General features: G+C 44.2%; 23 protein-coding genes. 11 read left to right on the top strand and 12 right to left on the bottom strand.

Annotated elements, in window-relative coordinates:
• Window positions 1-353 precede the first annotated feature (353 nt).
• Both ACQEXU_RS20770 and ACQEXU_RS20765 read left to right on the top strand, forming a co-directional pair.
• Window positions 354-1,484 carry an FIST signal transduction protein gene (locus ACQEXU_RS20770; RefSeq protein WP_427012154.1) on the top strand — a complete coding sequence of 377 codons (1,131 nt, stop codon included), beginning with the start codon at window positions 354-356 and terminating at the stop codon, window positions 1,482-1,484.
• A 3-nt stretch (window positions 1,485-1,487) separates the two neighbouring features.
• Window positions 1,488-2,915: a diguanylate cyclase gene (locus ACQEXU_RS20765; protein ID WP_427012153.1), complete on the top strand. Its 1,428-nt coding sequence runs from the start codon at window positions 1,488-1,490 to the stop codon at window positions 2,913-2,915.
• Window positions 2,916-2,945: 30 nt separating this feature from the next.
• Here the strand turns inward: ACQEXU_RS20765 and ACQEXU_RS20760 are convergent, their stop codons facing one another.
• Window positions 2,946-4,220, bottom strand: a complete 1,275-nt coding sequence (locus ACQEXU_RS20760; protein ID WP_427012152.1) for a cation:proton antiporter — start codon at window positions 4,218-4,220, stop codon at window positions 2,946-2,948.
• 182 nt (window positions 4,221-4,402) lie between these two features.
• Between ACQEXU_RS20760 and metH the strand changes: the two genes are divergently transcribed.
• Window positions 4,403-8,083 (top strand): methionine synthase, encoded by a 3,681-nt coding sequence (gene metH, locus ACQEXU_RS20755; protein ID WP_427012151.1) that lies wholly within the window; start codon window positions 4,403-4,405, stop codon window positions 8,081-8,083.
• Window positions 8,084-8,145: 62 nt separating this feature from the next.
• Here metH and mgtE read toward each other — a convergent pair whose 3' ends face one another.
• The 11 genes from mgtE to ACQEXU_RS20700 all read right to left on the bottom strand — a co-directional run bounded on the left by mgtE (window position 8,146) and on the right by ACQEXU_RS20700 (window position 16,956).
• Window positions 8,146-9,501 (bottom strand): magnesium transporter, encoded by a 1,356-nt coding sequence (gene mgtE, locus ACQEXU_RS20750; protein ID WP_367987413.1) that lies wholly within the window; start codon window positions 9,499-9,501, stop codon window positions 8,146-8,148.
• 108 nt (window positions 9,502-9,609) lie between these two features.
• On the bottom strand, window positions 9,610-9,885 hold the full coding sequence (locus tag ACQEXU_RS20745) for an HPr family phosphocarrier protein (RefSeq protein ID WP_367987412.1): 276 nt from the start codon (window positions 9,883-9,885) through the stop codon (window positions 9,610-9,612).
• A gap of 4 nt (window positions 9,886-9,889) precedes the next feature.
• Complete coding sequence (gene rapZ / locus ACQEXU_RS20740; protein WP_367987411.1) at window positions 9,890-10,753, bottom strand: RNase adapter RapZ; 864 nt, start codon at window positions 10,751-10,753, stop codon at window positions 9,890-9,892.
• 8 nt (window positions 10,754-10,761) lie between these two features.
• Window positions 10,762-11,208: a PTS IIA-like nitrogen regulatory protein PtsN gene (gene ptsN / locus ACQEXU_RS20735; protein WP_367987410.1), complete on the bottom strand. Its 447-nt coding sequence runs from the start codon at window positions 11,206-11,208 to the stop codon at window positions 10,762-10,764.
• Window positions 11,209-11,210: 2 nt separating this feature from the next.
• Window positions 11,211-11,498, bottom strand: a complete 288-nt coding sequence (gene hpf / locus ACQEXU_RS20730) for a ribosome hibernation promoting factor (protein WP_367987409.1) — start codon at window positions 11,496-11,498, stop codon at window positions 11,211-11,213.
• A 23-nt stretch (window positions 11,499-11,521) separates the two neighbouring features.
• On the bottom strand, window positions 11,522-12,979 hold the full coding sequence (locus ACQEXU_RS20725) for an RNA polymerase factor sigma-54 (RefSeq protein ID WP_367987408.1): 1,458 nt from the start codon (window positions 12,977-12,979) through the stop codon (window positions 11,522-11,524).
• Window positions 12,980-13,029: 50 nt separating this feature from the next.
• Entirely contained in the window at window positions 13,030-13,755 is a 726-nt protein-coding gene (gene lptB, locus ACQEXU_RS20720; protein ID WP_367987407.1) for an LPS export ABC transporter ATP-binding protein, read from the bottom strand.
• A 2-nt stretch (window positions 13,756-13,757) separates the two neighbouring features.
• Window positions 13,758-14,255, bottom strand: a complete 498-nt coding sequence (gene lptA / locus ACQEXU_RS20715; RefSeq protein ID WP_367987406.1) for a lipopolysaccharide transport periplasmic protein LptA — start codon at window positions 14,253-14,255, stop codon at window positions 13,758-13,760.
• Window positions 14,236-14,799 (bottom strand): LPS export ABC transporter periplasmic protein LptC, encoded by a 564-nt coding sequence (gene lptC / locus ACQEXU_RS20710; RefSeq protein ID WP_427012150.1) that lies wholly within the window; start codon window positions 14,797-14,799, stop codon window positions 14,236-14,238. Before lptC ends, lptA begins: the two co-directional genes overlap by 20 nt.
• A gap of 202 nt (window positions 14,800-15,001) precedes the next feature.
• Window positions 15,002-15,964, bottom strand: coding sequence for an arabinose-5-phosphate isomerase KdsD (gene kdsD, locus ACQEXU_RS20705; RefSeq protein WP_427012149.1), 963 nt, complete (start codon window positions 15,962-15,964; stop codon window positions 15,002-15,004).
• A 26-nt stretch (window positions 15,965-15,990) separates the two neighbouring features.
• On the bottom strand, window positions 15,991-16,956 hold the full coding sequence (locus tag ACQEXU_RS20700; protein WP_427012148.1) for a calcium/sodium antiporter: 966 nt from the start codon (window positions 16,954-16,956) through the stop codon (window positions 15,991-15,993).
• A gap of 245 nt (window positions 16,957-17,201) precedes the next feature.
• On the opposite strand from ACQEXU_RS20700, the gene mlaF reads away from it, so the two are divergent.
• From mlaF to ACQEXU_RS20660, 8 genes are all read left to right on the top strand, one after another.
• The gene (gene mlaF / locus ACQEXU_RS20695) at window positions 17,202-17,999 is read left to right on the top strand and encodes a phospholipid ABC transporter ATP-binding protein MlaF (RefSeq protein WP_427012147.1); all 798 of its coding nucleotides are present in this window, start codon (window positions 17,202-17,204) and stop codon (window positions 17,997-17,999) included.
• Complete coding sequence (gene mlaE / locus ACQEXU_RS20690; RefSeq protein WP_427012155.1) at window positions 17,999-18,787, top strand: lipid asymmetry maintenance ABC transporter permease subunit MlaE; 789 nt, start codon at window positions 17,999-18,001, stop codon at window positions 18,785-18,787. Before mlaF ends, mlaE begins: the two co-directional genes overlap by 1 nt.
• 2 nt (window positions 18,788-18,789) lie before the next feature.
• On the top strand, window positions 18,790-19,278 hold the full coding sequence (mlaD, locus tag ACQEXU_RS20685) for an outer membrane lipid asymmetry maintenance protein MlaD (RefSeq protein WP_367987401.1): 489 nt from the start codon (window positions 18,790-18,792) through the stop codon (window positions 19,276-19,278).
• A gap of 3 nt (window positions 19,279-19,281) precedes the next feature.
• Window positions 19,282-19,917 carry a phospholipid-binding protein MlaC gene (mlaC, locus tag ACQEXU_RS20680; RefSeq protein ID WP_427012146.1) on the top strand — a complete coding sequence of 212 codons (636 nt, stop codon included), beginning with the start codon at window positions 19,282-19,284 and terminating at the stop codon, window positions 19,915-19,917.
• Window positions 19,917-20,228, top strand: a complete 312-nt coding sequence (locus ACQEXU_RS20675; protein ID WP_427012145.1) for an STAS domain-containing protein — start codon at window positions 19,917-19,919, stop codon at window positions 20,226-20,228. Before mlaC ends, ACQEXU_RS20675 begins: the two co-directional genes overlap by 1 nt.
• Window positions 20,229-20,240: 12 nt before the next feature.
• Window positions 20,241-20,495 (top strand): BolA family iron metabolism protein IbaG, encoded by a 255-nt coding sequence (ibaG, locus tag ACQEXU_RS20670; RefSeq protein WP_367987398.1) that lies wholly within the window; start codon window positions 20,241-20,243, stop codon window positions 20,493-20,495.
• 9 nt (window positions 20,496-20,504) lie between these two features.
• Complete coding sequence (murA, locus tag ACQEXU_RS20665) at window positions 20,505-21,770, top strand: UDP-N-acetylglucosamine 1-carboxyvinyltransferase (protein ID WP_427012144.1); 1,266 nt, start codon at window positions 20,505-20,507, stop codon at window positions 21,768-21,770.
• Window positions 21,771-21,881: 111 nt separating this feature from the next.
• Window positions 21,882-22,622, top strand: coding sequence for a 1-acylglycerol-3-phosphate O-acyltransferase (locus ACQEXU_RS20660; RefSeq protein ID WP_367987396.1), 741 nt, complete (start codon window positions 21,882-21,884; stop codon window positions 22,620-22,622).
• Window positions 22,623-22,956 lie beyond the last annotated feature (334 nt).

Here is a 22,956-nt window from a genome sequence, read left to right as displayed (position 1 = left end):
TAGAAACCCAGTCTTCGGACTGGGTTTTGTCGTTTTAGGCGTATCGATTTATCTTTTAGGGAATGATGCGTCTTGAGCGTAAGCATCCTGCTCTCTTCCTCTATTTATTTAGAAACCTAGTCTTCGGACTGGGTTTTATCGTTTTAGGCATCTCAATTTCCTTCTTAGATAATAAACCTCGCAAGAGGAATGCTATGTTAAATATTTTGGTTTAAGAGCGTTTAGCTTCAAAGCTATATCTAGGCCAAGCTGTGTAATAAAGACTGAATTAGATCTTAGGCTTAGGTTACTCTTGCTTGAATGCTCGCTAAAACAAACTAACTTTAATTTATAGGTTTGTTGGTGGAGGCTGCATGAAAACGTTGCAACTTATTTGGAACAAAGGCGAGTGGAAAAACTCAGAATCAGCTTCTCGTTTAGATGGTCCATCTACCCTTGTCTTGTTGTTTGGTAGCTATGTATCAGAGGCTTTTAGTGCGCTGCACTCCCTATTACCAAACTCACAATTTATTGGTTGTACGACATCTGGAGAGATTAGTGACCGAGCCGTTCTTGATAACGCGTTAATTGCTACCATCATCTATTTCGAAAAATCACAAATCAAACGAGTAAGCGCCTCAATCAATAGCTGTGATGGTGATAGCTATAAACTGGGTCAGGTAGTAGCTGAAGAATTAATGCAGCTTCCTAAATTACGCCATGTCTTTTTGCTTAGTGATGGTATGGAAGTTAATGGTGGTTACTTACTAGAAGGTTTTCAATCTATTTTACCTGATGCTGTAAAAGTAACAGGTGGCTTGGCAGGAGATGGAGAGCGTTTCCAAGAAACAACGGTGTATGCTGGGTTTGAATCACAAGCGGGATTAGTTGTTGCTATTGGCCTATATGGGGAGGCTCTCAATGTGAGCTACGGGTCACGTGGAGGTTGGTGCGCCTTTGGAATGGAAAGACGGGTCACTCGCTCAGAGCATAATGTTTTATACGAGTTAGATGAGGATAGCGCATTATCCATCTATCGAAGCTATCTCGGTGAGTTAGCTGGAGAGTTACCAGCCAGTGGTTTGCGTTTTCCTTTAGAGATCACCGATCCACAAAAAAGTACTCAAGTTGTTAGAACGTTGCTTGGCATTAATGAAGATGATGGAACAATCACTTTTGCGGGCAATATACCAAGGGGGGTAACTGCCAGATTAATGAGAGCTAATGTTGATTCTTTGATTGATGGTGCGCAAGAGGCTGCGGAAGTATGCCGGCGTTATATTGACGATTCTCCTGACGTTGCCATTCTGATCAGTTGTGTCGGGCGAAAGATCTTATTAAAGCAATTAGCTGATGATGAGGTCGAGGCGGTGAAAGCTGAACTAGGAGGTAATACACTATTATGTGGCTTTTATTCCTATGGAGAGATCGCACCATTTGATCAACAATCTTCTTCAGAGCTTCACAATCAGACCATGACGATAACGGCTTTCTCGGAAGATTAATGGATGCATAGACTATTACAACGACAACTTAAAAAAGTCTTTGCTGAAGGTGTTCCTGATGACCCGAATTTACATAAGCTAATTGAGATTGTTGATTCAGGCTATCAATCGCTCTCTGAACAATTGATGATCACTGAACGTTCTTTAGATCTAAGCTGTGCGGAATTAACGCAAAGGAATAATACTCTTAACTTGATTCTCGATTCCTTGCCGGATATGAGTTTGTGGATTGATAGGCAAGGGGTAGTAAAAGATATCCGTTCTGGAAATTTTGAACCTCCCATTTTGACTGCTGAAGAAAACTATACCCAACTTGATGACTTAGACTGTGTTCAATCATCGCCTGAGCTGCAAACTTTTTTGGCGGATTATCAAAACTGTATGAACCGATCTGGAGACCTGAATATCCATAGTTTGGGAATCGATTATTTGGTTAGAGCTCGTTTGACAAATGTGAGCCAAAATCGTTGGCTACTCGTACTACAAGACATTTATTTACGTAAAAAAATTGAAGAGTTGCAGCAGCAACGACTCGATCAATCCAAGCGTTCAGTAAAGCAGTTACAAGAACTTATCAACTCAGCTCCGATTGGGATTTTAATTTGTAGCTCTTCGTTAAAAGTGATCATGATTAATGATTTTACCTGTCAGCTTCTGGGAAGAGAAAAAGAAGATATCGTTAATAGTGAGCCGATTCGTTATATTGCTGAAGAGATGCGGGAGGTATTTGAGTCTAATCTTAACATGGTCATTGATCTTCCTAAGGGAGCAGGTATAACTCGTTGTGATCTTATGCTGAGATTGCCTGATAAGAGAGTTTGCCAAATTGAGATGGCATTCAGTAAATTACTTTTTCAGCAACAACACCTCATTATCATGTCGATGACAGATATCAGTGAACGTAAGCAGCTCGAAAAGAAACTCAAAAACCTTGCTGAAACCGATCCTTTAACAGGAGCTTTTAATCGAAGAAGTTTCTTAACCCAGACTGAAAGAGCAGTTCATACTTGTCAGCGCTGGCGAACACCTTTAACGGTCATGCTTATTGATATTGATTTCTTTAAGCAAGTGAATGATAGTTTTGGTCATGCGGCTGGAGATGAGGTTTTGATCGCGCTGGTTAGCCATTTACAACAGTCCACGCGAGATATGGATATTCTCGGTCGATTGGGTGGTGAGGAATTTGCCTTGGTCTTACCGAATACAGATAAAAATCTAGGTTACGATATAGCTGAGCGACTTAGAAAAGACATTGAAGCGATGGCAGTCCGTCATGAAGAAAAGGTTCTGAAAATCACTGTGAGTATAGGTATGACAACCATTCCCTATGCAGACTTATCGACGCCATTTGATGAAGTAATGAAGCAGGTTGATGGATTTCTTTATTGTGCGAAGAAAAATGGGCGGAATCGCATCGTTCACAACCATTAAGGGCCACACACGTGGCCCTTATTCGATGAGTTACTCTTTCTCTGCGTTTTTCGCTTTTTCAATCATTGGCGTAATCGTTGAGCCTTGAATCAAAATAGAAAAAACAACGACAGCATAGGTCATTACCAATACAATTTCTTTTACATCAATAAGCTTATCAGGGATAACCCAAATGCCCGAAGGAATAGATAATGCCATTGCCAGTGCCAACCCGCCCCGTAAGCCACCCCAAGTTAAGATCTTGACTGACCAAGGGTTATAACTACGAAAACGTTTAAAACCGATATAGGATAAGAAAATACTTAGGTATCGAGCTGACAGAACAAGCGGGACTGCAAATGCCATTAAAATCCAATCTTCTTTGTGAAATTCAAACAGCAGCATAGACATACCAATCAATAAGAAAAGTACGCCATTCAAAAATTCATCGACCAGTTCCCAGAAATGATCGAGGTGATCTTCACTCTCTTTGGAAAAGCCAATGAAACGCGTCCAGTTGCCAATCATGATACCTGATACCACCATAGCTAGAGGCCCCGATACGTGAAGATACTCTGCAAATGCATATCCAGCGGTTGGAATACCAATGGTAAGAAGAAGCTCCATTGAGTGATCATCAGTTGCGCTGATTAGGTAATGGAAAACGAGTCCTAATACAAAGCCATAAACGATACCGCCAAGGGCTTCCTGAGCAAACAGCATCGTAACGCTACCCACTGTTGGCGCTTCGTTTCCAAAAGCAATCGTAAATAAAGTAACAAAAATGACGAGACCGAAGCCGTCATTGAATAATGACTCACCTTCAATTTGTGTCGAGATACGTCTTGGTGCATTGAGTTTTTTTACGATAGCAAGCACCGCTATTGGGTCGGTTGGCGAGATCAGTGCACCAAACAATAAGCAGTATACTAAGTCGAAATTGACTCCAATGATTTGGCAGAATCCATAGAGAACAAAACCAATAAAAAAGGTTGAAAATAACGTTGCACCTAATGCCAATACCGTGATTTCCCATTTTTGATCTTTCAGGTTGGGTAGTTTGATCCCCAATCCTCCAGCAAACAAAAGGAAGCCTAATATCCCTTTAAGCAAAAAGTCTTCGAAATTAATACTAGAAACTGTTTGCGTGGCGATTTCAGTTAACTGAAACCAATCATTTTGACCAGCAACTAGAATTAATAGTGACAGAACCATCGAACCTGCTGTTATTGCGATGGTTGTCTGCATTTTACCTATCTTACTGTTTACAAAAGCAATCAACATTGCAGCAGCCGATAGAAAGCAAAGGGTATAATAGACCGACATGTGTTTCTCTGGATGTAACAAAATGTGAATGGAATTCTCTGCCTATGATGACTAAATAGCAAACACTTTTTGGTTATTATTTTACAAGCAAACAGGAGTGATAATATTAATGTTTTAGACGTCTAGACTCCTTTAGTTTGTGTGATAGGATGGAGAGATAACTAAAGGAATGAGGCTGTACTGTGGGAAGTAATGTAAGACAACAGATTGAAGCTCAATTAAAGCAACGTATCTTGCTGATCGATGGTGGTATGGGCACCATGATTCAGGGATACAAACTTGAAGAGCAAGACTATCGAGGAGAGCGCTTTGCGGATTGGCATTGTGATCTAAAAGGCAACAACGATTTGTTGGTGCTCACTCAGCCTCAATTGATTAAGGAAATTCACAGCGCTTACTTAGAAGCAGGCGCTGATATTCTTGAGACCAACACCTTTAACGCGACGACGATCGCGATGGCTGACTATGAGATGGAAAGCCTGAGTGAGGAAATCAACTTTGCCGCCGCAAAGCTTGCTCGTGAAGCTGCTGATGAGTGGACGGCAAAAACGCCAGAGCGTCCGCGTTATGTTGCGGGTGTGCTTGGTCCAACAAACCGTACCTGTTCTATCTCCCCTGATGTAAATGACCCAGGCTACCGTAACGTCAGCTTCGATGAGCTTGTTGAAGCTTATTCAGAATCCACTCGAGCGCTGATCAAAGGTGGCTCTGATCTTATTCTGATCGAGACCATCTTCGATACGCTTAACGCGAAAGCTTGTGCCTTCGCGGTTGATAGCGTCTTCGAAGAATTAGGTATCGAGTTGCCAGTTATGATCTCCGGTACCATTACCGATGCTTCTGGACGTACGCTCTCAGGTCAAACAACGGAAGCCTTCTATAACTCTCTTCGTCATGTTAACCCGATTTCATTTGGTTTGAACTGTGCGCTTGGTCCTGACGAACTGCGCCCGTACGTAGAAGAGCTTTCTCGTATTTCTGAATCTTTTGTCTCTACGCACCCAAATGCGGGTCTACCGAATGCTTTTGGTGAGTATGACCTTTCGCCAGAAGATATGGCGGAACACGTTAAAGAATGGGCAGAGAGTGGTTTCCTCAACCTAATTGGTGGTTGTTGTGGTACCACGCCAGAGCATATTCGCCATATGGCAATGGCAGTTGAAGGTGTAAAACCTCGTGAGCTGCCTGAGCTTACGGTTGCATGTCGTTTATCCGGTCTCGAGCCTCTTACGATTGAAAAAGAGACGTTGTTTATCAACGTGGGTGAGCGCACTAACGTAACTGGTTCTGCTCGATTTAAGCGTCTGATCAAAGAAGAGCTCTACGATGAAGCGCTGGAAGTTGCTCGTCAGCAAGTTGAGAACGGCGCTCAGATCATCGACATCAACATGGATGAAGGCATGTTGGATGCAGAAGCCTGTATGGTTCGTTTCCTAAACCTATGTGCCTCTGAGCCTGAGATATCCAAAGTGCCTATCATGGTCGACTCTTCTAAATGGGAGGTTATCGAGGCGGGTCTGAAGTGTATTCAGGGCAAGGGCATCGTGAACTCCATCTCTTTGAAAGAAGGTAAAGAGAAGTTTGTTGAGCAAGCAAAACTGATTCGTCGCTATGGTGCTGCAGTTATCGTTATGGCGTTTGATGAAGTTGGTCAGGCAGAAACACGTGAGCGTAAGTTAGAAATCTGTACTAACGCTTATCGTATCTTGGTTGATGAAGTCGGCTTCCCACCAGAAGATATCATCTTTGACCCGAACATCTTCGCGGTTGCGACGGGCATCGAAGAGCACAACAACTATGCCGTGGATTTCATCGAAGCGGTTGCCGACATTAAGCGCGACTTGCCTCACGCGATGATCTCTGGTGGTGTGTCTAACGTTTCCTTCTCATTCCGCGGTAATAACTACGTTCGTGAAGCGATTCACGCGGTGTTTCTATACCACTGTTTTAAAAATGGTATGGACATGGGGATCGTGAACGCGGGTCAGTTAGAGATCTACGATAACGTTCCAGATAAACTGCGTGAAGCGGTAGAAGATGTGGTTCTTAACCGCCGTGATGATTCGACCGAGCGACTACTTGATATCGCGGCAGAATATGCCGGAAAGGGTGTCGGCAAAGAAGAAGATGCTTCTGCATTAGAGTGGCGCACTTGGGCGGTAGAAAAACGTCTGGAGCATGCATTGGTTAAAGGCATTACTGAATTCATCGTTGAAGATACCGAAGAAGCTCGCCTTAATGCCTCTAAGCCACTTGAAGTCATTGAAGGTCCATTGATGGATGGCATGAACGTGGTGGGTGACTTATTTGGTGAAGGTAAGATGTTCCTTCCTCAGGTAGTGAAATCTGCGCGTGTTATGAAGCAGGCGGTAGCGCACTTAGAGCCTTTTATTAATAAAGAGAAGCAAGCGGGTTCTTCCAACGGTAAGATTTTGTTGGCTACGGTAAAAGGTGACGTGCACGATATCGGTAAGAACATTGTTGGTGTGGTTCTGCAATGTAACAACTACGAGATCATCGATCTTGGCGTAATGGTGCCATGTGAGAAGATCCTCAAGGTAGCCAAAGAAGAAAACGTCGACATCATTGGTCTTTCTGGTTTGATCACTCCGTCCCTCGATGAAATGGTGCATGTAGCGAAAGAAATGGAGCGTCTTGATTTCGATCTTCCACTTCTGATTGGTGGTGCAACAACATCTAAAGCGCATACGGCGGTTAAGATTGAGCAGAACTACAAACACCCAGTGGTATACGTCAATAACGCTTCTCGTGCAGTTGGTGTATGTACATCACTGTTATCAGACGAGCTTCGTCCTGGCTTTGTTGAAAAACTAGACGCGGACTATGAGCGCGTGCGTGATCAGCATAACCGCAAGAAGCCGCGCACTAAGCCTGTTACTTTAGAAGAAGCACGAGCGAACAAAGTCGCGATTGATTGGGATAAGTATACGCCTCCTGCTCCTGTGAAACCGGGCATCCATATCTTTGATGACTTTGAAGTGTCTACTTTGCGTAAGTACATCGACTGGACACCTTTCTTTATGACTTGGTCACTAGTCGGTAAGTTCCCAACAATCTTTGATCATGAAGAAGTGGGTGAAGAGGCTCAACGCCTGTACAAAGATGCTAACGAACTACTAGATCGCGTTGAGCATGAAGGGTTACTCAAAGCGCGAGGTATGTGTGGTCTGTTCCCTGCTGCAAGCGTGGGTGATGATATCGAAGTCTACACCAACGAATCGCGTACAGAAGTGGCGAAAGTGCTGCATAACTTGCGCCAGCAGACGGAGAAACCAAAAGGCTTCAACTACTGTCTGTCTGATTATGTTGCACCGAAAGAGTCTGGTAAGCACGATTGGGTTGGTGCTTTTGCGGTAACTGGTGGTATCGGTGAGCGTGAACTTGCTGACGAATACAAAGCACAGGGTGATGATTACAATGCCATTATGATCCAAGCGGTAGCGGACCGTCTGGCGGAGGCATTTGCTGAGTATCTACATGAGCGTGTGCGCAAAGAGATTTGGGGTTACGCTGCGGATGAAGAGCTGTCGAATGAAGAACTGATTCGTGAGAAATACCAAGGTATTCGACCTGCTCCAGGCTATCCTGCCTGTCCAGAGCATACTGAAAAAGGACCGCTTTGGGAGCTGATGAATGTTGAAGAAAACATTGGCATGTCACTGACATCGAGCTATGCGATGTACCCAGGTGCATCTGTATCGGGTTGGTACTTCTCGCATCCTGACTCTCGTTATTTTGCTATTGCGCAAATCCAGCAAGATCAAGTGGAGAGCTACGCAGATCGTAAAGGTTGGGATATGCTCGAAGCAGAAAAGTGGTTAGGGCCAAATATTAATGGTTAATCAGACTACCTAAACCAAAAGCGCAGCCATCTGGCTGCGCTTTTTAGTTTTGATTAAATAGATTAAATCATGATGGTGGCTAATCCGAGAAAGACGGATAAACCAATCACATCTGTTACTGTTGTGAGAGCCATCCCCCCAGCTAATGCAGGGTCGATGTTCATTTTCTTGAGTAAAATTGGGATGGTTACGCCCGCAATACCAGCGACTAATAGATTAGTCATCATGGCTGCAGCAATAATGCCGCCAAGCATCCAGTTACCTTTCCAAGCGATAACGATACCACCAATAATGAGAGCCCACATGACACCATTTAAGAATCCGATCGCTGCTTCTTTTAGCAATAGCTCGCGTTTATTGGAATCACCGATGTGTCCAAGCGCTAAGCCTCGGATCACCAGAGCCACGGTTTGGTTACCTGCAACTCCGCCCATTGAAGGAACAATCGTCATCAATACTGCAATTGCAGCCATCTGATCTAAAGTGGCTTCAAACATGTTAGATACTGATGCAGCCGCCAATGCAGCTAATACGTTTGCTCCTAACCAAATACTTCGCTTTCGAGCAGATTTAACAACTGGCGCAAAGGTATCTTCATCATCGTCCATACCCGCCATACTCATCATAGAGTGTTCTGCGTCCTCACGGATAACATCAACCACATCATCAATGGTAATGCGACCGACGAGCTGTTGGTTTTCATCGATAACCGGTGCTGAAACCCAATTTCGACGCTCAAATAAGCTTGCTACGTCAGAGTCGCTGGTGGTCACCTCAATTGCATCGTCCACATCTTCCATAACATCGCAGACTTTAATATCAGGTTGTGTTGTCAGTAGCGCAGTCAAAGGCAGCTCACCGATCAAGCGACTTTCTTCATCAATTACATAGAGAGCATCGGTTGCCTCAGGCAGCTCACCTCTCATGCGTAAATAACGTAAGACAACATCAACATCAACATCACCACGGATAGTGATGACATCGGTGTTCATTAACCCGCCAGCGGTGTCTTCTGGATACGAAAGGGCTGTTTCAACACGCAGACGATCAGCGGCATCCATTTGTGAGAGTACTTCTCTGGATACATCATCAGGAAGGCTACGTAAGACGTAAGCAACGTCATCCGTATCCATCCCTTCTGTGGCTTCTGCCAAGGTTTCTGGGGCCATTTTAGCCACCAGATCATCTTTCACATCCTCATTTAATTCATCGAGGATTTCACCATAATCTTCGGGATCGGTCAGTTGCCACAATACTTCACGACTTTTTCGTGGTGAGGCTTCTAACAGGTGAGCAATATCTTCTGGCTCCATATCCTGCAACTGACGGCGGACATGGACGAAGCGACCGTTTTCAAGTGCTTCCGTAACTTCTTGCAGGGCTTGGTGAGCTTGATCGAATTCTATTTGCTCTGCCATTTATTCCCCCTGACTCAATTTGCTTACAATGGCCTGAATAGTAACTTAATTTTAGATCTTGTTTAATAAGTTAATGTTGCGAAGGGAATATTTCTTTTGAGTAGTACGTTAATCGTCTTCTTCAAACTTATCTTCGATAAGATGACAAACAGCATCTAACGCAGCGCTGGCGTCATGACCTTCAGCGCTGATGGTGACATATTCGCCTTGTGCTGACTCAAGCATGAGGAGCCCCATAACACTGTCTGCAGTGGCCTCTTTGCCTTCATGATTTTGAATCGTGAGAATGGATTGATAGGACTGAGCCAGTTCAACCAGCTTTACTGCAGCACGAGCATGAAGACCAAGACGATTCTGAATTAGGACGGTTCTGCTCTGCTGCATAGAGTTATTCCTTATGGTGCTTTTCTAGAGAGGCATGTCGAATTTTAACTTGATGGCCTAATTGGGCAAAATATTCCCCAATTTGTTGAGTGAGATAGACAGAGCGGTGTTTACCGCCTGTACAGCCGATAGCAACGGTTAAGTAACTACGGTTATTTTTCTCTAGCATTGGTAGCCAGTATTCAACAAATTTTTGTATCTGTTGTCGGAGCTCTATCACTTCGGGATGGCTTTCAAGGAAAGAACGAATAGGGGCATCAAGCCCTGTCATTGGTCGTAGATCGGGCTCCCAGTGAGGGTTAGGAAGAAAACGCACGTCAAATACGTAGTCTGCGTCACTCGGCAAACCATACTTAAATCCGAACGACTGAAATACCATAACTAAGTCTTTGCGCTCACGTCCTTCAACACGCATTCTGACCATTTCACTCAACTCATGTAAAGATTGGTCACTGCTGTCGAGTAACATATCTGCATTCTTTTTAAGAGGAGAGAGTAGAGCGGTTTCTTTCTCGATAGCTTGTTCTAGCGTAAGTGTGTCAGCGCCCAGAGAAAGTGGGTGAATTCGACGAGTTTCACTATAACGTTTTAGTAGCGTATTTTTGTTCGCATCCAAAAATAGCACGCTGACTTCCGTGCGTTTTTTTAGTTCCTGCAAAACATTGTTAACTAAAGAGGGTTCTTTTGGCAGGTTGCGAATATCAATACTGACCGCTACGTTTTGTTTGCTACCAGATACGGATTTGATGAATGAATGAAGTAAATCGACGGGTAAGTTATCGACGCAGTAATAGCCTAAATCTTCTAAGACTCTAAGTGCGACACTTTTTCCTGCGCCAGACTGGCCACTAACAACAATTAATCGCATGAGTTCGCTTACCGATTGACCATAATGTCGTAAAGCTCTTGATCTGTTTCTGCCTTACGAAGTTGTTTCAAAATTTGCTTGTCATTGAGTCGTTCTGCCATCGCAGACAAGGTCTTTAAGTGTTCTTTGCATTGTGCGTCTGGAACTAAAAGAGCAAACAGAAGGTCAACAGGTCGGTTGTCTATGGCATCGAACTCGATCGGAGCTTCACATTGAAGAAGTACCGCGATGGCTTTATCGCTTGATTGCATACGAGCATGGGGAATGGCGATCCCATTTCCGATGCCAGTACTGCCCATCTTTTCTCGGCTTAGCATGCATTCAAACAGCTCGGTGGAGTTTTGCCCTGTTTGTTCAGCCACTATCTCGCTGATCATTTCCAAGGCTCGCTTCTTACTAGTGCACTGGACTGCACTTTTGGTGCAGTCCAGTGTAAGGATTTCGCTAATTTGCATGGTTAATGTGTATTAAGTTTTTCTTTGTGCTTGTTCAGTTGTCGAACAAGCTTATCTACAAGTGAGTCGATAGCAGCATACATGCTGTCATCATCGGATGAGGCGTGAATTTCACCTTGGTTAACGTGAAGGGTAGCTTCTGCGATTTGGCGAAGTTTTTCAACTCGTAGTACGACATGTACGCTGTTAATGTGATCGAAAAATCGTTCTAGCTTTTGAAACTTTGAGTTTACGTAGTCTTGCATTGAATCGGTTAGATCAACGTGGTGGCCTTGAATATTGATTTGCATAGACTTTCCTTCTCGGTTGGTGCCTAAAGCAGGCGTTTGCGCTGACTTGAAGGGGCAATGCCCAGAGATTCGCGATATTTCGCAATTGTCCGTCTAGCGACTTGAATCCCTTGGTCAGCTAGTAGTGCTGCAATCTTGCTGTCACTCAGTGGCTTAGCACTGTTTTCAGCGGCAACGAGTTTCTTGATCAGTGCTCGGATTGCAGTAGATGAACACTCTCCACCATTATCGGTACTGACATGGCTGGAGAAAAAATACTTCAATTCAAAAATGCCACGAGGGGTATGCATGAATTTCTGTGTTGTCACACGAGAGATGGTCGATTCATGCATATCCACAGCCAAAGCTACATCATTCAGTACCATTGGCTTCATGGCTTCTTCACCATACTCAAAGAAATCGCGTTGATGTTCAACAATACACTTAGCAACTTTGAGCAACGTCTCGTTTCTACTTTCCAGACTTTTAATTAACCATTTAGCTTCTTGTAGGTTAGAGCGAATATACTGGCTATCTGCGCTGTTTCCTTTTCCAAGTTGAGCGTATTGCTGGTTTACTTTTAATCTTGGCACACTATCTGGATTGATTGTCACAATCCATTTACCGTGATCTTTAAACACCGAAACGTCAGGAATGACGTATTCAGCATGTTCTGAAGAAATACGGCTACCTGGACGCGGGTCGAGTTGCTGGATAAGTGTGAGTGCTTCTTTGAGTTCGGCTTCTTTGAGTTTTGCTTCTTTAATGATCAGTTTGTAATCGCGGTTACCCAGTTGATCAATATGATGGCTTAGAACTAATTTAGCTTCTTGTAGCCAAGGTGTATCTTCGGGGAAGGTAGCGAGTTGCAGTAATAAACATTCTTGCAAGTTAACCGATGCGACACCCAGTGGGTCGAACTGTTGAATGCGTTTACGAACGGCTTCAATTTCGTCGAGTTCTATCTCTTCATTATCAAAGCTTTCATGAATTTCTTCAGGTGAGATAGTCAGATAGCCATAGTCATCGATAGCATCAATTAACGCCAATGCGATGGTGCGATCCGTTTCACTGAATGGTGTGAGGTCTAATTGCCATAGAAGGTAATCATAGAGTGATTCAGTCGTTTCTCCTTGATATACCGGAGCGTCATCATCAACGGAGATGCCAGTGCTGCCTGTATTGGCGCTATAGACATCATCCCATGTTGTATCGATCTCAAGTTCATTACTGATTTCAGATTTTTCGATCAATTCAGAGCTGTCTTTGACTTCTGGCTCTGCAACATCAACGGTTGGCTCTTTATCCTCATTACTGCTTTTTTCTTCAGCTGCATTCTCTTCACTGCCTTCTTCTACTTCGAGAAGTGGGTTTGAGTCCAATGCTTCTTGGATTTCTTGCTGAAGATCCAAAGTCGACAATTGCAGCAAGCGAATGGCTTGTTGCAACTGAGGGGTCATAGCTAACTGCTGGCCTAGCTTGAGTTGTAATGAGGGTTTCATTCAGTATTATTTGCCTTAATTCTGTAGAATCTTACCGTTCTTTTCTTTAATCATAGACGGAATTGTTCGCCGAGATAAACTTGTTTTACTTGCTCGTTTGCGAGTACTTCTTGCGGCGTGCCTTCTGCGATCAAATGCCCTTGGCTGACGATATAGGCTTTTTCACATACATCGAGTGTTTCTCGCACGTTGTGGTCTGTGATCAAAACACCCAATCCACGATCTCGAAGATGTTCGATGATTTTCTTAATATCGATGACGGAAATCGGGTCTACGCCTGCAAAAGGTTCATCCAATAAAATGAACTTAGGGTTTGCTGCAAGGGCTCGCGCAATCTCAACTCGGCGGCGCTCACCACCCGATAGTGCCATACCTGCACTGTGACGAATGTGCTGAATGTGGAATTCTTCCAACAAATCTTCTAGTTTGTCTTGGCGCTCTTCTCGCGTCATTTCTTCACGTGTTTGCAGGACCGCCATGATGTTGTCTTCAACGGAAAGCTTACGGAAAATAGATGCTTCTTGAGGTAGGTATCCAATACCAAGGCGAGAGCGACTATGCATCGGTAAAATGCTGATGTCTTGGTCATCAATACTAATATTACCTTCATCACGCGCCACCAAGCCTACAATCATATAAAACGAGGTGGTTTTACCAGCTCCATTAGGGCCAAGTAGACCAACAATTTGACCGGATTGAACCTGAAGGCTGACGTCAGAAACCACTTTGCGGTTTTTATAGCTCTTCGCTAAATGTTCTGCTTTAAGTAATGCCATAATTATTCTTGTACTGTCTGTGGCTGAAGAACGGTAGAGACTCGATCTCCTTTTGCTTTGCCATCTGCGATCAATTTTTGAGAGGAAATCTTATAGCGAATTTTTGTGCCACGGATAACACTGTCATCTTGTGAAAGCATAGCTTGATCGATCATCGTTAATTGATCATCTGCCATTTTATAGTAAAGCTCTTTGGCTTCACCATACAGCGTTTTGCCGTCGTCGGTTAGCTGCGAAAAGGTGGCTAAATTGCCGTAACCTTCAATTTCTTTAATGCTGCCATCTTTGGCATCTCGCGTAACGATGACTTTATCAGCATTTATATTGATGCTGCCTTGCTTGAGCTTTACATCGCCCAAGAAGGTGACTTGGTTACTCTGCATGTCCAATTGTTGGCTGTCAGAGTCAATATACACTGGTTGATCGCGGTCTGTTGATAAAGCCAGTGCGTTGGCTGATGTCAGCAGACAAGTAATTAGGCTAAGGTGTGAGAGTTTCATATCTACCTTGAACGTGTTTGTAGAGTACTGCGGTATTTTCAGCAAAATTGCCTTTCATCGCTTGTCCTACAGTTTCAAACTGAGGGCCAACCAATACGACCTGATTGTCGGCCCAAAAATCTCGGTTATCCAACTGAATACTTAATGTATTGGTGGACATTGTATCGAACCCAGAATCTGGTAACAGGTTTTTCGCCTGTACGTCAGTGTATAAGGTCAACACATGGTCTTGATCAAGAACGCCACGCTTAGCTGTGACTTCCCACTCTTGTGTCGTTCCTTCTTTGTACACTTTCAGTATTGGATTATCAAAGATAGTATCGCCACTTTTTGCATAGTGGTTTAGTTTATCAGACGTAATCACATAGCTGCGAATACCTTGTTCACTGTATGAGGTATTCACCAGATTTTTACCTGTAAACATAGGTAGTTCGGTATTGGGTTCTACTTGAATATCGAATTCCTCACCGCCGCTCAGCAAATAGTATGCAGACCATGAGGCGATAAATAGCAGTAATATATAACCGATACGAGATAAACTCATATACTTAAACCTTTATGTTTATCTAACTTATTCTTTGGTGGAAGGTTAAAGGCAAAGTTGTTCGCTTGAATTTTGTTGTGGCTTACAAGGCGACAACGGAACTTAACATTCGATGCCTTAAAGGGTACCCATCCATATGCTTGGGCAGCTGGAAGAATCGAAGGTTCCATAGGGTGATGACACATATTGAGATGACTGAACATCACATCACACCAGCTTTCAGTAAATCATGCATATTTAGGGCACCGATGACCTGATTGTCTTGGCAAATCAGTAACCCATTGATGCTTTTGGATTGCATAAGGTTGAGCCCCTCAGCCGCCAACAGATTTGGTGTTGCAACCGTTGGATTTTTGGTCATCACTTCACTAATGTTTGTTGTATGGATATCGATACGTTTATCGAGGATACGACGTAAGTCACCATCTGTGAATACGCCGAGCAGGTGATTGTTGTGATCTACTATCGCTGTCATGCCCAGTCTCTTTTCACTGACCACTAATAAAGCATCACGCACTAGCACATCCGGCCCGACTAATGGAAGGCTGTCTCCCGTATGCATAATATCTGACAATTTGAGTAGGAGCTTGCGACCAAGTGCTCCGCCTGGATGAGACAGGGCAAAGTCTTCAGCGGTAAAGCCTCGTGCTTGCAGCAGTGCGACTGCCAGAGCATCTCCCATTACCAAGGTTGCGGTTGTGCTGGACGTTGGAGCCAGCCCAAGCGGGCACGCCTCTTTGGGTACCGTAATTTGCAGGTGAATGTCTGCAAGCTTGGCCATGTTTGATTTCGGTTTTCCTGTCATGCTGATGATGGTGATATTCAACCGTTTCAGTACAGGGAAAAGCGCTAGAATTTCTGATGACTCGCCGGAATTGGAGATGGCTAATACAATATCTCCAGGTGCAATCATACCCAGATCACCGTGTGAAGCTTCTCCCGGATGAACAAAGAAAGCAGACGTCCCAGTACTGGCTAATGACGCTGCAATTTTATTTCCGATATGACCAGATTTACCCATGCCCATAACGGCGACTTTGCCTTTATTTTCAAGAATAAGCTGACAAGCTTTGACAAAGTCGTCATTAAAATATTGATCGAGTTGTTTTAGTGCATCAATTTCAGTGTTCAGGACATCTAAGGCCGCAGCGCGAAAATCAAACATAAAAACTCCGAAAGTAAGCCGCTTAACTAAGCCGCCACATTCATTAATAGGTAACCTTGATAAGCTAAGAAGCAACACAGCAGTACAAACCCTTCGATACGGTTGATACTGCGTGATTTGCCTAATGCCATCACGACAAGTAATAGTGACACTCCAAGCATCACCCAGAAGTCACGCCCCATCGCATATTCACTTAGAATGGATGGGTTTAAGATTCCCGGAATCCCCATCACTGCCAAGATGTTGAATACGTTGGAACCAATGATATTGCCAACAGCCATATCATCTTCCCCTTTCATGACGCCAGCAACTGAGGCGGCCAATTCAGGTAAGCTGGTACCAACAGCAATAATGGTTAGGCCGATAACAAGATCGCTCATACCAAAATGTTTGGCGATAACCACTGCGCTGTTAACTAGTGTGTCTGCTGCGAGGGGCAAAATAACCAAACCAATAATAACCCACATCGCTGCTTTTAGGTTGCTTACCCCTTCAGGCACTTCGGATTCTTGTTCTTCTAAAAGTACGTCGCCATTTTTTTTCTCATTGCGGCTGATCTTCAGCATGGTTAGTAAGAACAGAGCGAAAAGAACAAATAGTAGTGCCCCTTCGTAAAAACCTAAATGGCTGTCCCACAACAGGGCGCCGGCCACTAAGGTCACCGCAATCATTAACGGTAATTCACGGCGTAATACGGCAGAGCTGATAGAAAGCGGTTTGATAAGCGCGGTAATACCCAAAATGAGGGCGATATTAGCAATGTTAGAGCCGAGCACGTTACCAACGGCCGTGTCGGTTTTACCGTCTAAAGCGGCTGTGGCTGAAACCATCATTTCAGGTGCTGAAGATCCCATAGCAAGGATTGTCATACCAATGACCAATGGCGATATGCCTACATTGCGCGCTAGTGCAGCAGCACCAAAAACAAGTTTATCGGCACTCCAGACCAAGAAAATTAATCCAACGACCAGAAACGCAATGGCTTCAAACATGATGATTCCTAAACTATATACAACAAAACAATTTAACCGCTAATTTTGACCTGTTGCCTGTAAAAATGGAAGTCGTAGATGAAATTAATTGTTAGCCTTTTTGTCGTTCTCGTGTCTACTATGAATAAAGATTTATGCGCAGTACATTGAAAGTGAAGAGAGATTTAATTGAACAGTGCTTTAAATTGGTTTTCAATGTGCTTATGATCTCGCTTCCATAAGGGAATTCTTACAAGAGTATGATGATGTCATCAGAAGATCTGGTCACGGTTAAACAGCTTACGTTTTCAAGGGGAGAACGTAAGATATTTGATGATGTAAGCCTACATGTGCCAAAAGGAAAAATCACGGCCATAATGGGGCCGTCCGGGATCGGAAAAACCACATTACTTCGTCTTATTGGTGGTCAGCTATTACCAGAACAAGGCGAAATCTGGTTTGATGGGCACAATATTCCTACGTTAAGTCGTAAACATCTTTATCGTGAACGCAAAAAGATGAGCATGCTGTTTCAATCGGGTGCGCTTTTTACCGATCTCAATGTCTTTGACAATGTCGCTTTTCCACTGCGTGAACACACTGAATTAGATGAAGCCCTACTAGACACTTTGGTTAAGCTCAAGCTTGAAGCGGTAGGACTTCGAGGGGCAGCTACATTAATGCCGAGTGAGTTGTCTGGCGGTATGGCTCGCCGAGCTGCTTTGGCACGTGCCATTGCACTTGATCCAAGCTTGATTATGTATGATGAGCCGTTTGTTGGCCAAGATCCTATTACCATGGGGGTTTTGGTTGAATTGATCCGAAACCTTAACCGAGCACTGGGTGTGACTTCTATTGTGGTCTCTCATGATGTTCCTGAAGTTATGAGTATCGCCGATCATGTTTATATCTTGGCTAATGGCAAAGTGATTGCCGCAGGAACGCCTGATGAGTTACGTAATCACTCAGACCCTCAGGTGCAGCAGTTTCTCAATGGTGATGCTGACGGTCCGGTCCCGTTTCGCTTTCCCGCTCAATCGCTAGAAATGGATTTGTTCTCATGATGTCTCAGTTTACTGATTTTGTCGCCTCAACGGGGCGTCGAGCGATGTCTATTAGCGAGGCATTTGGCCGCGCTAGCTTAATGCTGTTCGGAGCACTGGCTTCTAAGCCTAGACCAATTCAGCATCTGCCACTATTGATAAAGCAACTCTACAGCGTTGGGGTGCAATCATTGGCGATCATTGTGTTATCTGGTCTATTTATCGGAATGGTATTGAGCTTACAAGGCTATGTCATTTTGGTGGATTTTGGCGCAGAAGGTGCACTTGGTCAGATGGTTGCGCTTTCGTTATTGCGTGAGCTTGGCCCTGTTGTCACTGCATTACTGTTTGCGGGGCGGGCTGGGTCTGCATTAACCGCAGAAATCGGCTTGATGAAGGCCACTGAGCAGCTTTCAAGCATGGAAATGATGGCAGTCGACCCGTTAAAGCGGGTTATTGCTCCTCGCTTTTGGGCCGGCGTGATCTCAATGCCATTGCTCGCCATGATCTTTATGGCAGTCGGCATTTGGGGAGGGCAGCTCGTTGGTGTGGATTGGAAAGGGATCGACCATGGGAGCTTCTGGTCTGCAATGCAAGCCTCTGTCGAATTAGGACAAGATATTGGTAATAGTATGATTAAAAGTTTGGTCTTTGCTTTTACTGTTACCTGGATTGCGCTGTTTAATGGATACGATGCAATCCCTACCTCTGAAGGTATTAGCCGTGCTACGACTCGAACCGTAGTGCATTCTTCGCTGGCCGTGCTTGGTCTAGACTTCGTACTAACCGCATTGATGTTTGGGAATTAATCATGCAACAGACTCGAAAAACTGAATTATGGGTTGGCAGCTTTGTTCTTGCCGGAATTTGCGCAATTCTGGTAATGATTTTTCAAGTTGCTGACGTGAAAGGTATAGGTTCTAACCATACTTACGCGCTAAAGGCTGAGTTTGATAACGTTGGTAGCCTAAAAGTTCGCTCTCCCGTTAAGGTTGGGGGCGTTGTTGTTGGCCGAGTAACTGCGATTGCTTTGGATACGGACTCCTTGCTACCCGTTGTTACGATGGCTATTAGTAGCCATTACGATCAGTTCCCAGAAACCTCAAGTGTGCAAATACTTACTTCTGGCCTCATTGGTGAACAGTATATCGGTTTAACACCGGGTTTTGTCTTCGATGATGAACAGATGCTGGTGGATGGTGACTTCATTGAAGATACTAAGTCAGCTCTGGTATTAGAGGACTTAATCGGGCAGGTGCTCTACAGCGTAGGTGGTTCAGATAAAGACTCTGAGGAATAAGGAATGTTTAAGAAGTTAGTACTTACTCTATTTTTATCAATGGTTGCTCTTTCGGCTTCGGCTGCCACGATTGATAAGACTCAACCTTACCAAATGATGAGACAGGTATCGGAGCATACCTTTGCGCGATTAAAAGCGGAGCAAGATTTAATCCAGCAGGATCCTGATCATCTTAAGGTGGTGGTTGAAGAAGAACTGATGCCGTATATCAACGAGAAGTATGCGGCGCTGAAATTGCTTGGCCAACAAGCAAAAAAAGCAAAACGTTCTGATGTTGGCGCGTTTATCAAAGCGTTTCGAGCATATCTTGTTAGTTCTTATGCGCAGGTGTTGACGCAATATACAGATCAGCAAATTGAATTTGGGCCAGAGCCAAAGCTTGATTCCAAGAAAAGGATCACCAGCATTCGTGTCGAAATTGTTGATGCGCCAAGACCGAATATCAAACTCGAATTTAAGTTGAGACGTGATAAAAAAGGTGAATGGCAAGCATTTGATATGATTGCAGAAGGTATTAGTCTGCTTTCTAGCAAACAATCCGAATGGAGCGGTAAACTTCGACAAGAAGGTGTGCTTGCGGTAGCTGATGAGCTTAATGAGCTTGCAGCCAAGCCAATTCGATTTGAGAGTAAAGGCTAATGAGTCATCCTCAATGGCAACAATCATGCGGTGAAAAAGTGTGTTTGTTAGGTGTGATTGACCGGGATAGTGTTCCCTCACTATGGCAGTTTATTCAACGTTGGCAAGCAACAGGGGCGACAATGGATATCTCCCTAGAGCATGTTGAAAGGATAGATTCTGCTGGAATGGTGATGTTAATCCACCTAATAGAGCATGCAAAAAAACAAAACTGTCATATAATGCTGAGCTTCGTTCCGGAGCAACTGAATACCTTAATTCAGTTAAGCAATATTAAAGAGTTTTTAGCCGGACACATTCAAAGTATTTAACAGGGGTGAATTGTGGATAGCGCACAAGTACAGCAGATATTAGAAGAGTCACTAAAACTAGAAGAAATACACGTAAAAGGCGAAGGAAGCCATTACGAAGTAGTGGCTGTTGATGCTAGTTTCGATGGAATGAGCCGCGTTAAAAAGCAACAGCTTATCTATGCACCTCTGATGGAATATATCCAAAGAAATGACATCCATGCGGTTTCTATCAAAGCTTACACTCCAGAAGAGTGGGCTCGTGATAAGAAATTGATGTCGCTGTAAGGTTTTATAATGGAAAAATTTCGAGTAATTGGGTCAGATAAACCACTAACAGGTGAAGTGACCATTTCTGGTGCTAAAAACGCCGCACTACCAATTTTATTCGCGTCTATCTTGGCTGAAGAGCCTGTTGAAGTGGCTAATGTGCCACACCTTCGTGATATTGATACCACGATGGAGCTACTCAAGCGTCTTGGAGCTAAGGTTGAGCGTAATGGCTCAGTCCATGTTGACCCAAGCAACATCACTGAGTATTGCGCACCTTACGATTTAGTCAAAACCATGCGCGCATCCATTTGGGCACTAGGACCATTGGTTGCTCGTTTTGGCAAAGGACAAGTTTCACTTCCTGGCGGTTGTGCTATTGGTGCTCGTCCAGTTGACCTGCATATTTATGGTCTAGAGCAGTTGGGTGCGACGATCACGCTTGAAGATGGTTATGTAAAAGCGAGTGTTGACGGGCGTTTGAAAGGCGCTCATGTGGTGATGGATAAAGTCAGTGTTGGTGCAACCATTACGGTCATGTGCGCAGCAACACTTGCTGAAGGTACGACGACACTAGATAACGCAGCGCGTGAACCGGAAATCGTAGATACTGCTGATTTTCTTAATAAACTAGGCGCAAAGATCTCTGGTGCTGGTACAGATACCATCACTATTGAAGGTGTTGAGCGTCTTGGTGGTGGTAAACATTCCGTTGTTGCTGACCGTATTGAAACGGGGACTTTCCTTGTTGCAGCAGCCGTGACGGGTGGCAAAGTGGTTTGCCGTAATACCAGCGCACATTTACTTGAAGCTGCGTTAGCGAAATTAGAAGAAGCGGGTGCATTGGTTGAAACTGGTGAGGACTGGATCAGTGTTGATATGACTGGTCGTGAGCTAAAAGCGGTATCAATCCGTACCGCACCACATCCAGGCTTTCCAACTGATATGCAGGCCCAGTTCACTTTGCTCAATATGATGGCAAAGGGTGGCGGTGTGATTACTGAAACCATTTTCGAAAACCGCTTCATGCATGTTCCTGAGCTTATGCGTATGGGTGCTAAAGCTGAGATTGAAGGCAATACGGTGATTTGTGGTGATGTTGAGCAACTTAGCGGTGCTCAGGTTATGGCGACCGATCTACGCGCCTCTGCAAGTTTGGTTATTGCAGGTTGCCTTGCGCAAGGTGAGACGATTGTAGACCGTATTTACCATATCGATCGTGGCTACGATAAGATTGAAGACAAACTATCTGCGCTGGGCGCAAATATTGAGCGTTTTCGCGAGTCGAGTTAAACTGCCACCGAGAAGCTAGAGCCGAAACTCAGGTTTCGGCTTTTTTATTCGTTGTACACCATGAAGCGAAGAGTTGCTCTCTTACGTTTCATTTGTTCCCGGAGAACAAGAATGATTGCACTTTTACGTGTTATAGCAGTGATGATTTTTGCTGTTATCATGTTCATATTTGGTTGCGGCTACTGTTTGCTAAGCCCTCGCAACCCTAAGCACGTTTTTACTTTTGGTCGCCTATTTGCCAAGATGTCCCGAGTATTTGGGGTAAAGCTAGAACTGCGTATTCCTGAAGACGCTTATCGTCGTGGGCAGCATATTTATATCGCTAACCATCAAAATAACTGGGATATGTTTACCGTTTCTGCTGCCGTGACTCCTAAAGTGGTTACGGTAGGTAAAAAGAGCCTTGCTTGGCTTCCTTTATTTGGTCAATTGTACTGGCTTTCAGGGAATATCTTGATTGACCGTGCTAACCGAACTAAAGCCAAAGGCACAATTGATCAAGTTGTCGATAGCATGAAACAGAGCGATGTTTCGGTATGGATGTTCCCTGAAGGAACGCGCTCTCGTGGCCGTGGTTTACTGCCGTTTAAAACTGGTGCCTTCCATGCCGCGATTGGCGCTCAAGTTCCGGTGATCCCAATCGTATGTAGCTCGACAGACGGTATTAAGCTAAATCGCTGGAACAATGGCCACGTGATTGTAGAAATGCTGCCACCAGTGAGTACGGAAGGGTATAAGAAAGAAAACATCCGTGAACTTGCCAATACCTGTCGTGAGCAGATGAAAGGTAAGTTAGAACAACTTGATGAAGAAGTGGCAATGCTAAATCAGCGTAAAGACGCTAAAGCCTAATTCAGGTTGAACTTTGTATGGAGCCTCAGTCGTATCGACTGGGGCTTTTTTGTACCTGTAGTGTGTTGCTAGTGGGCTAAAGGAGTTAGGGAGGGGGATATGGATAATGAATGCTGACATGCATTCTCGGCTTCTTAACGGGAGATATTGGATTAATTTAGCTTCTTCTAAAAGTCGCTCCTCGGTGTAACTCTCGTGGGCGACTAGCCTAGCTATTGAAGTAATAGATACGAAAAAGCCTCATCAAATGATGAGGCTTTCTCTAAAGTGGCTCCCCCTGCGGGACTCGAACCTGCGACATACGGATTAACAGTCCGCCGTTCTACCAACTGAA

Origin of the sequence: Vibrio sp. TRT 21S02 (genome assembly GCF_050113675.1) — a bacterium.
GTDB lineage: Bacteria > Pseudomonadota > Gammaproteobacteria > Enterobacterales > Vibrionaceae > Vibrio.
Note: the sequence above shows the minus strand (reverse complement) of the source record. Positions and strands in the feature narration are given on the sequence as shown.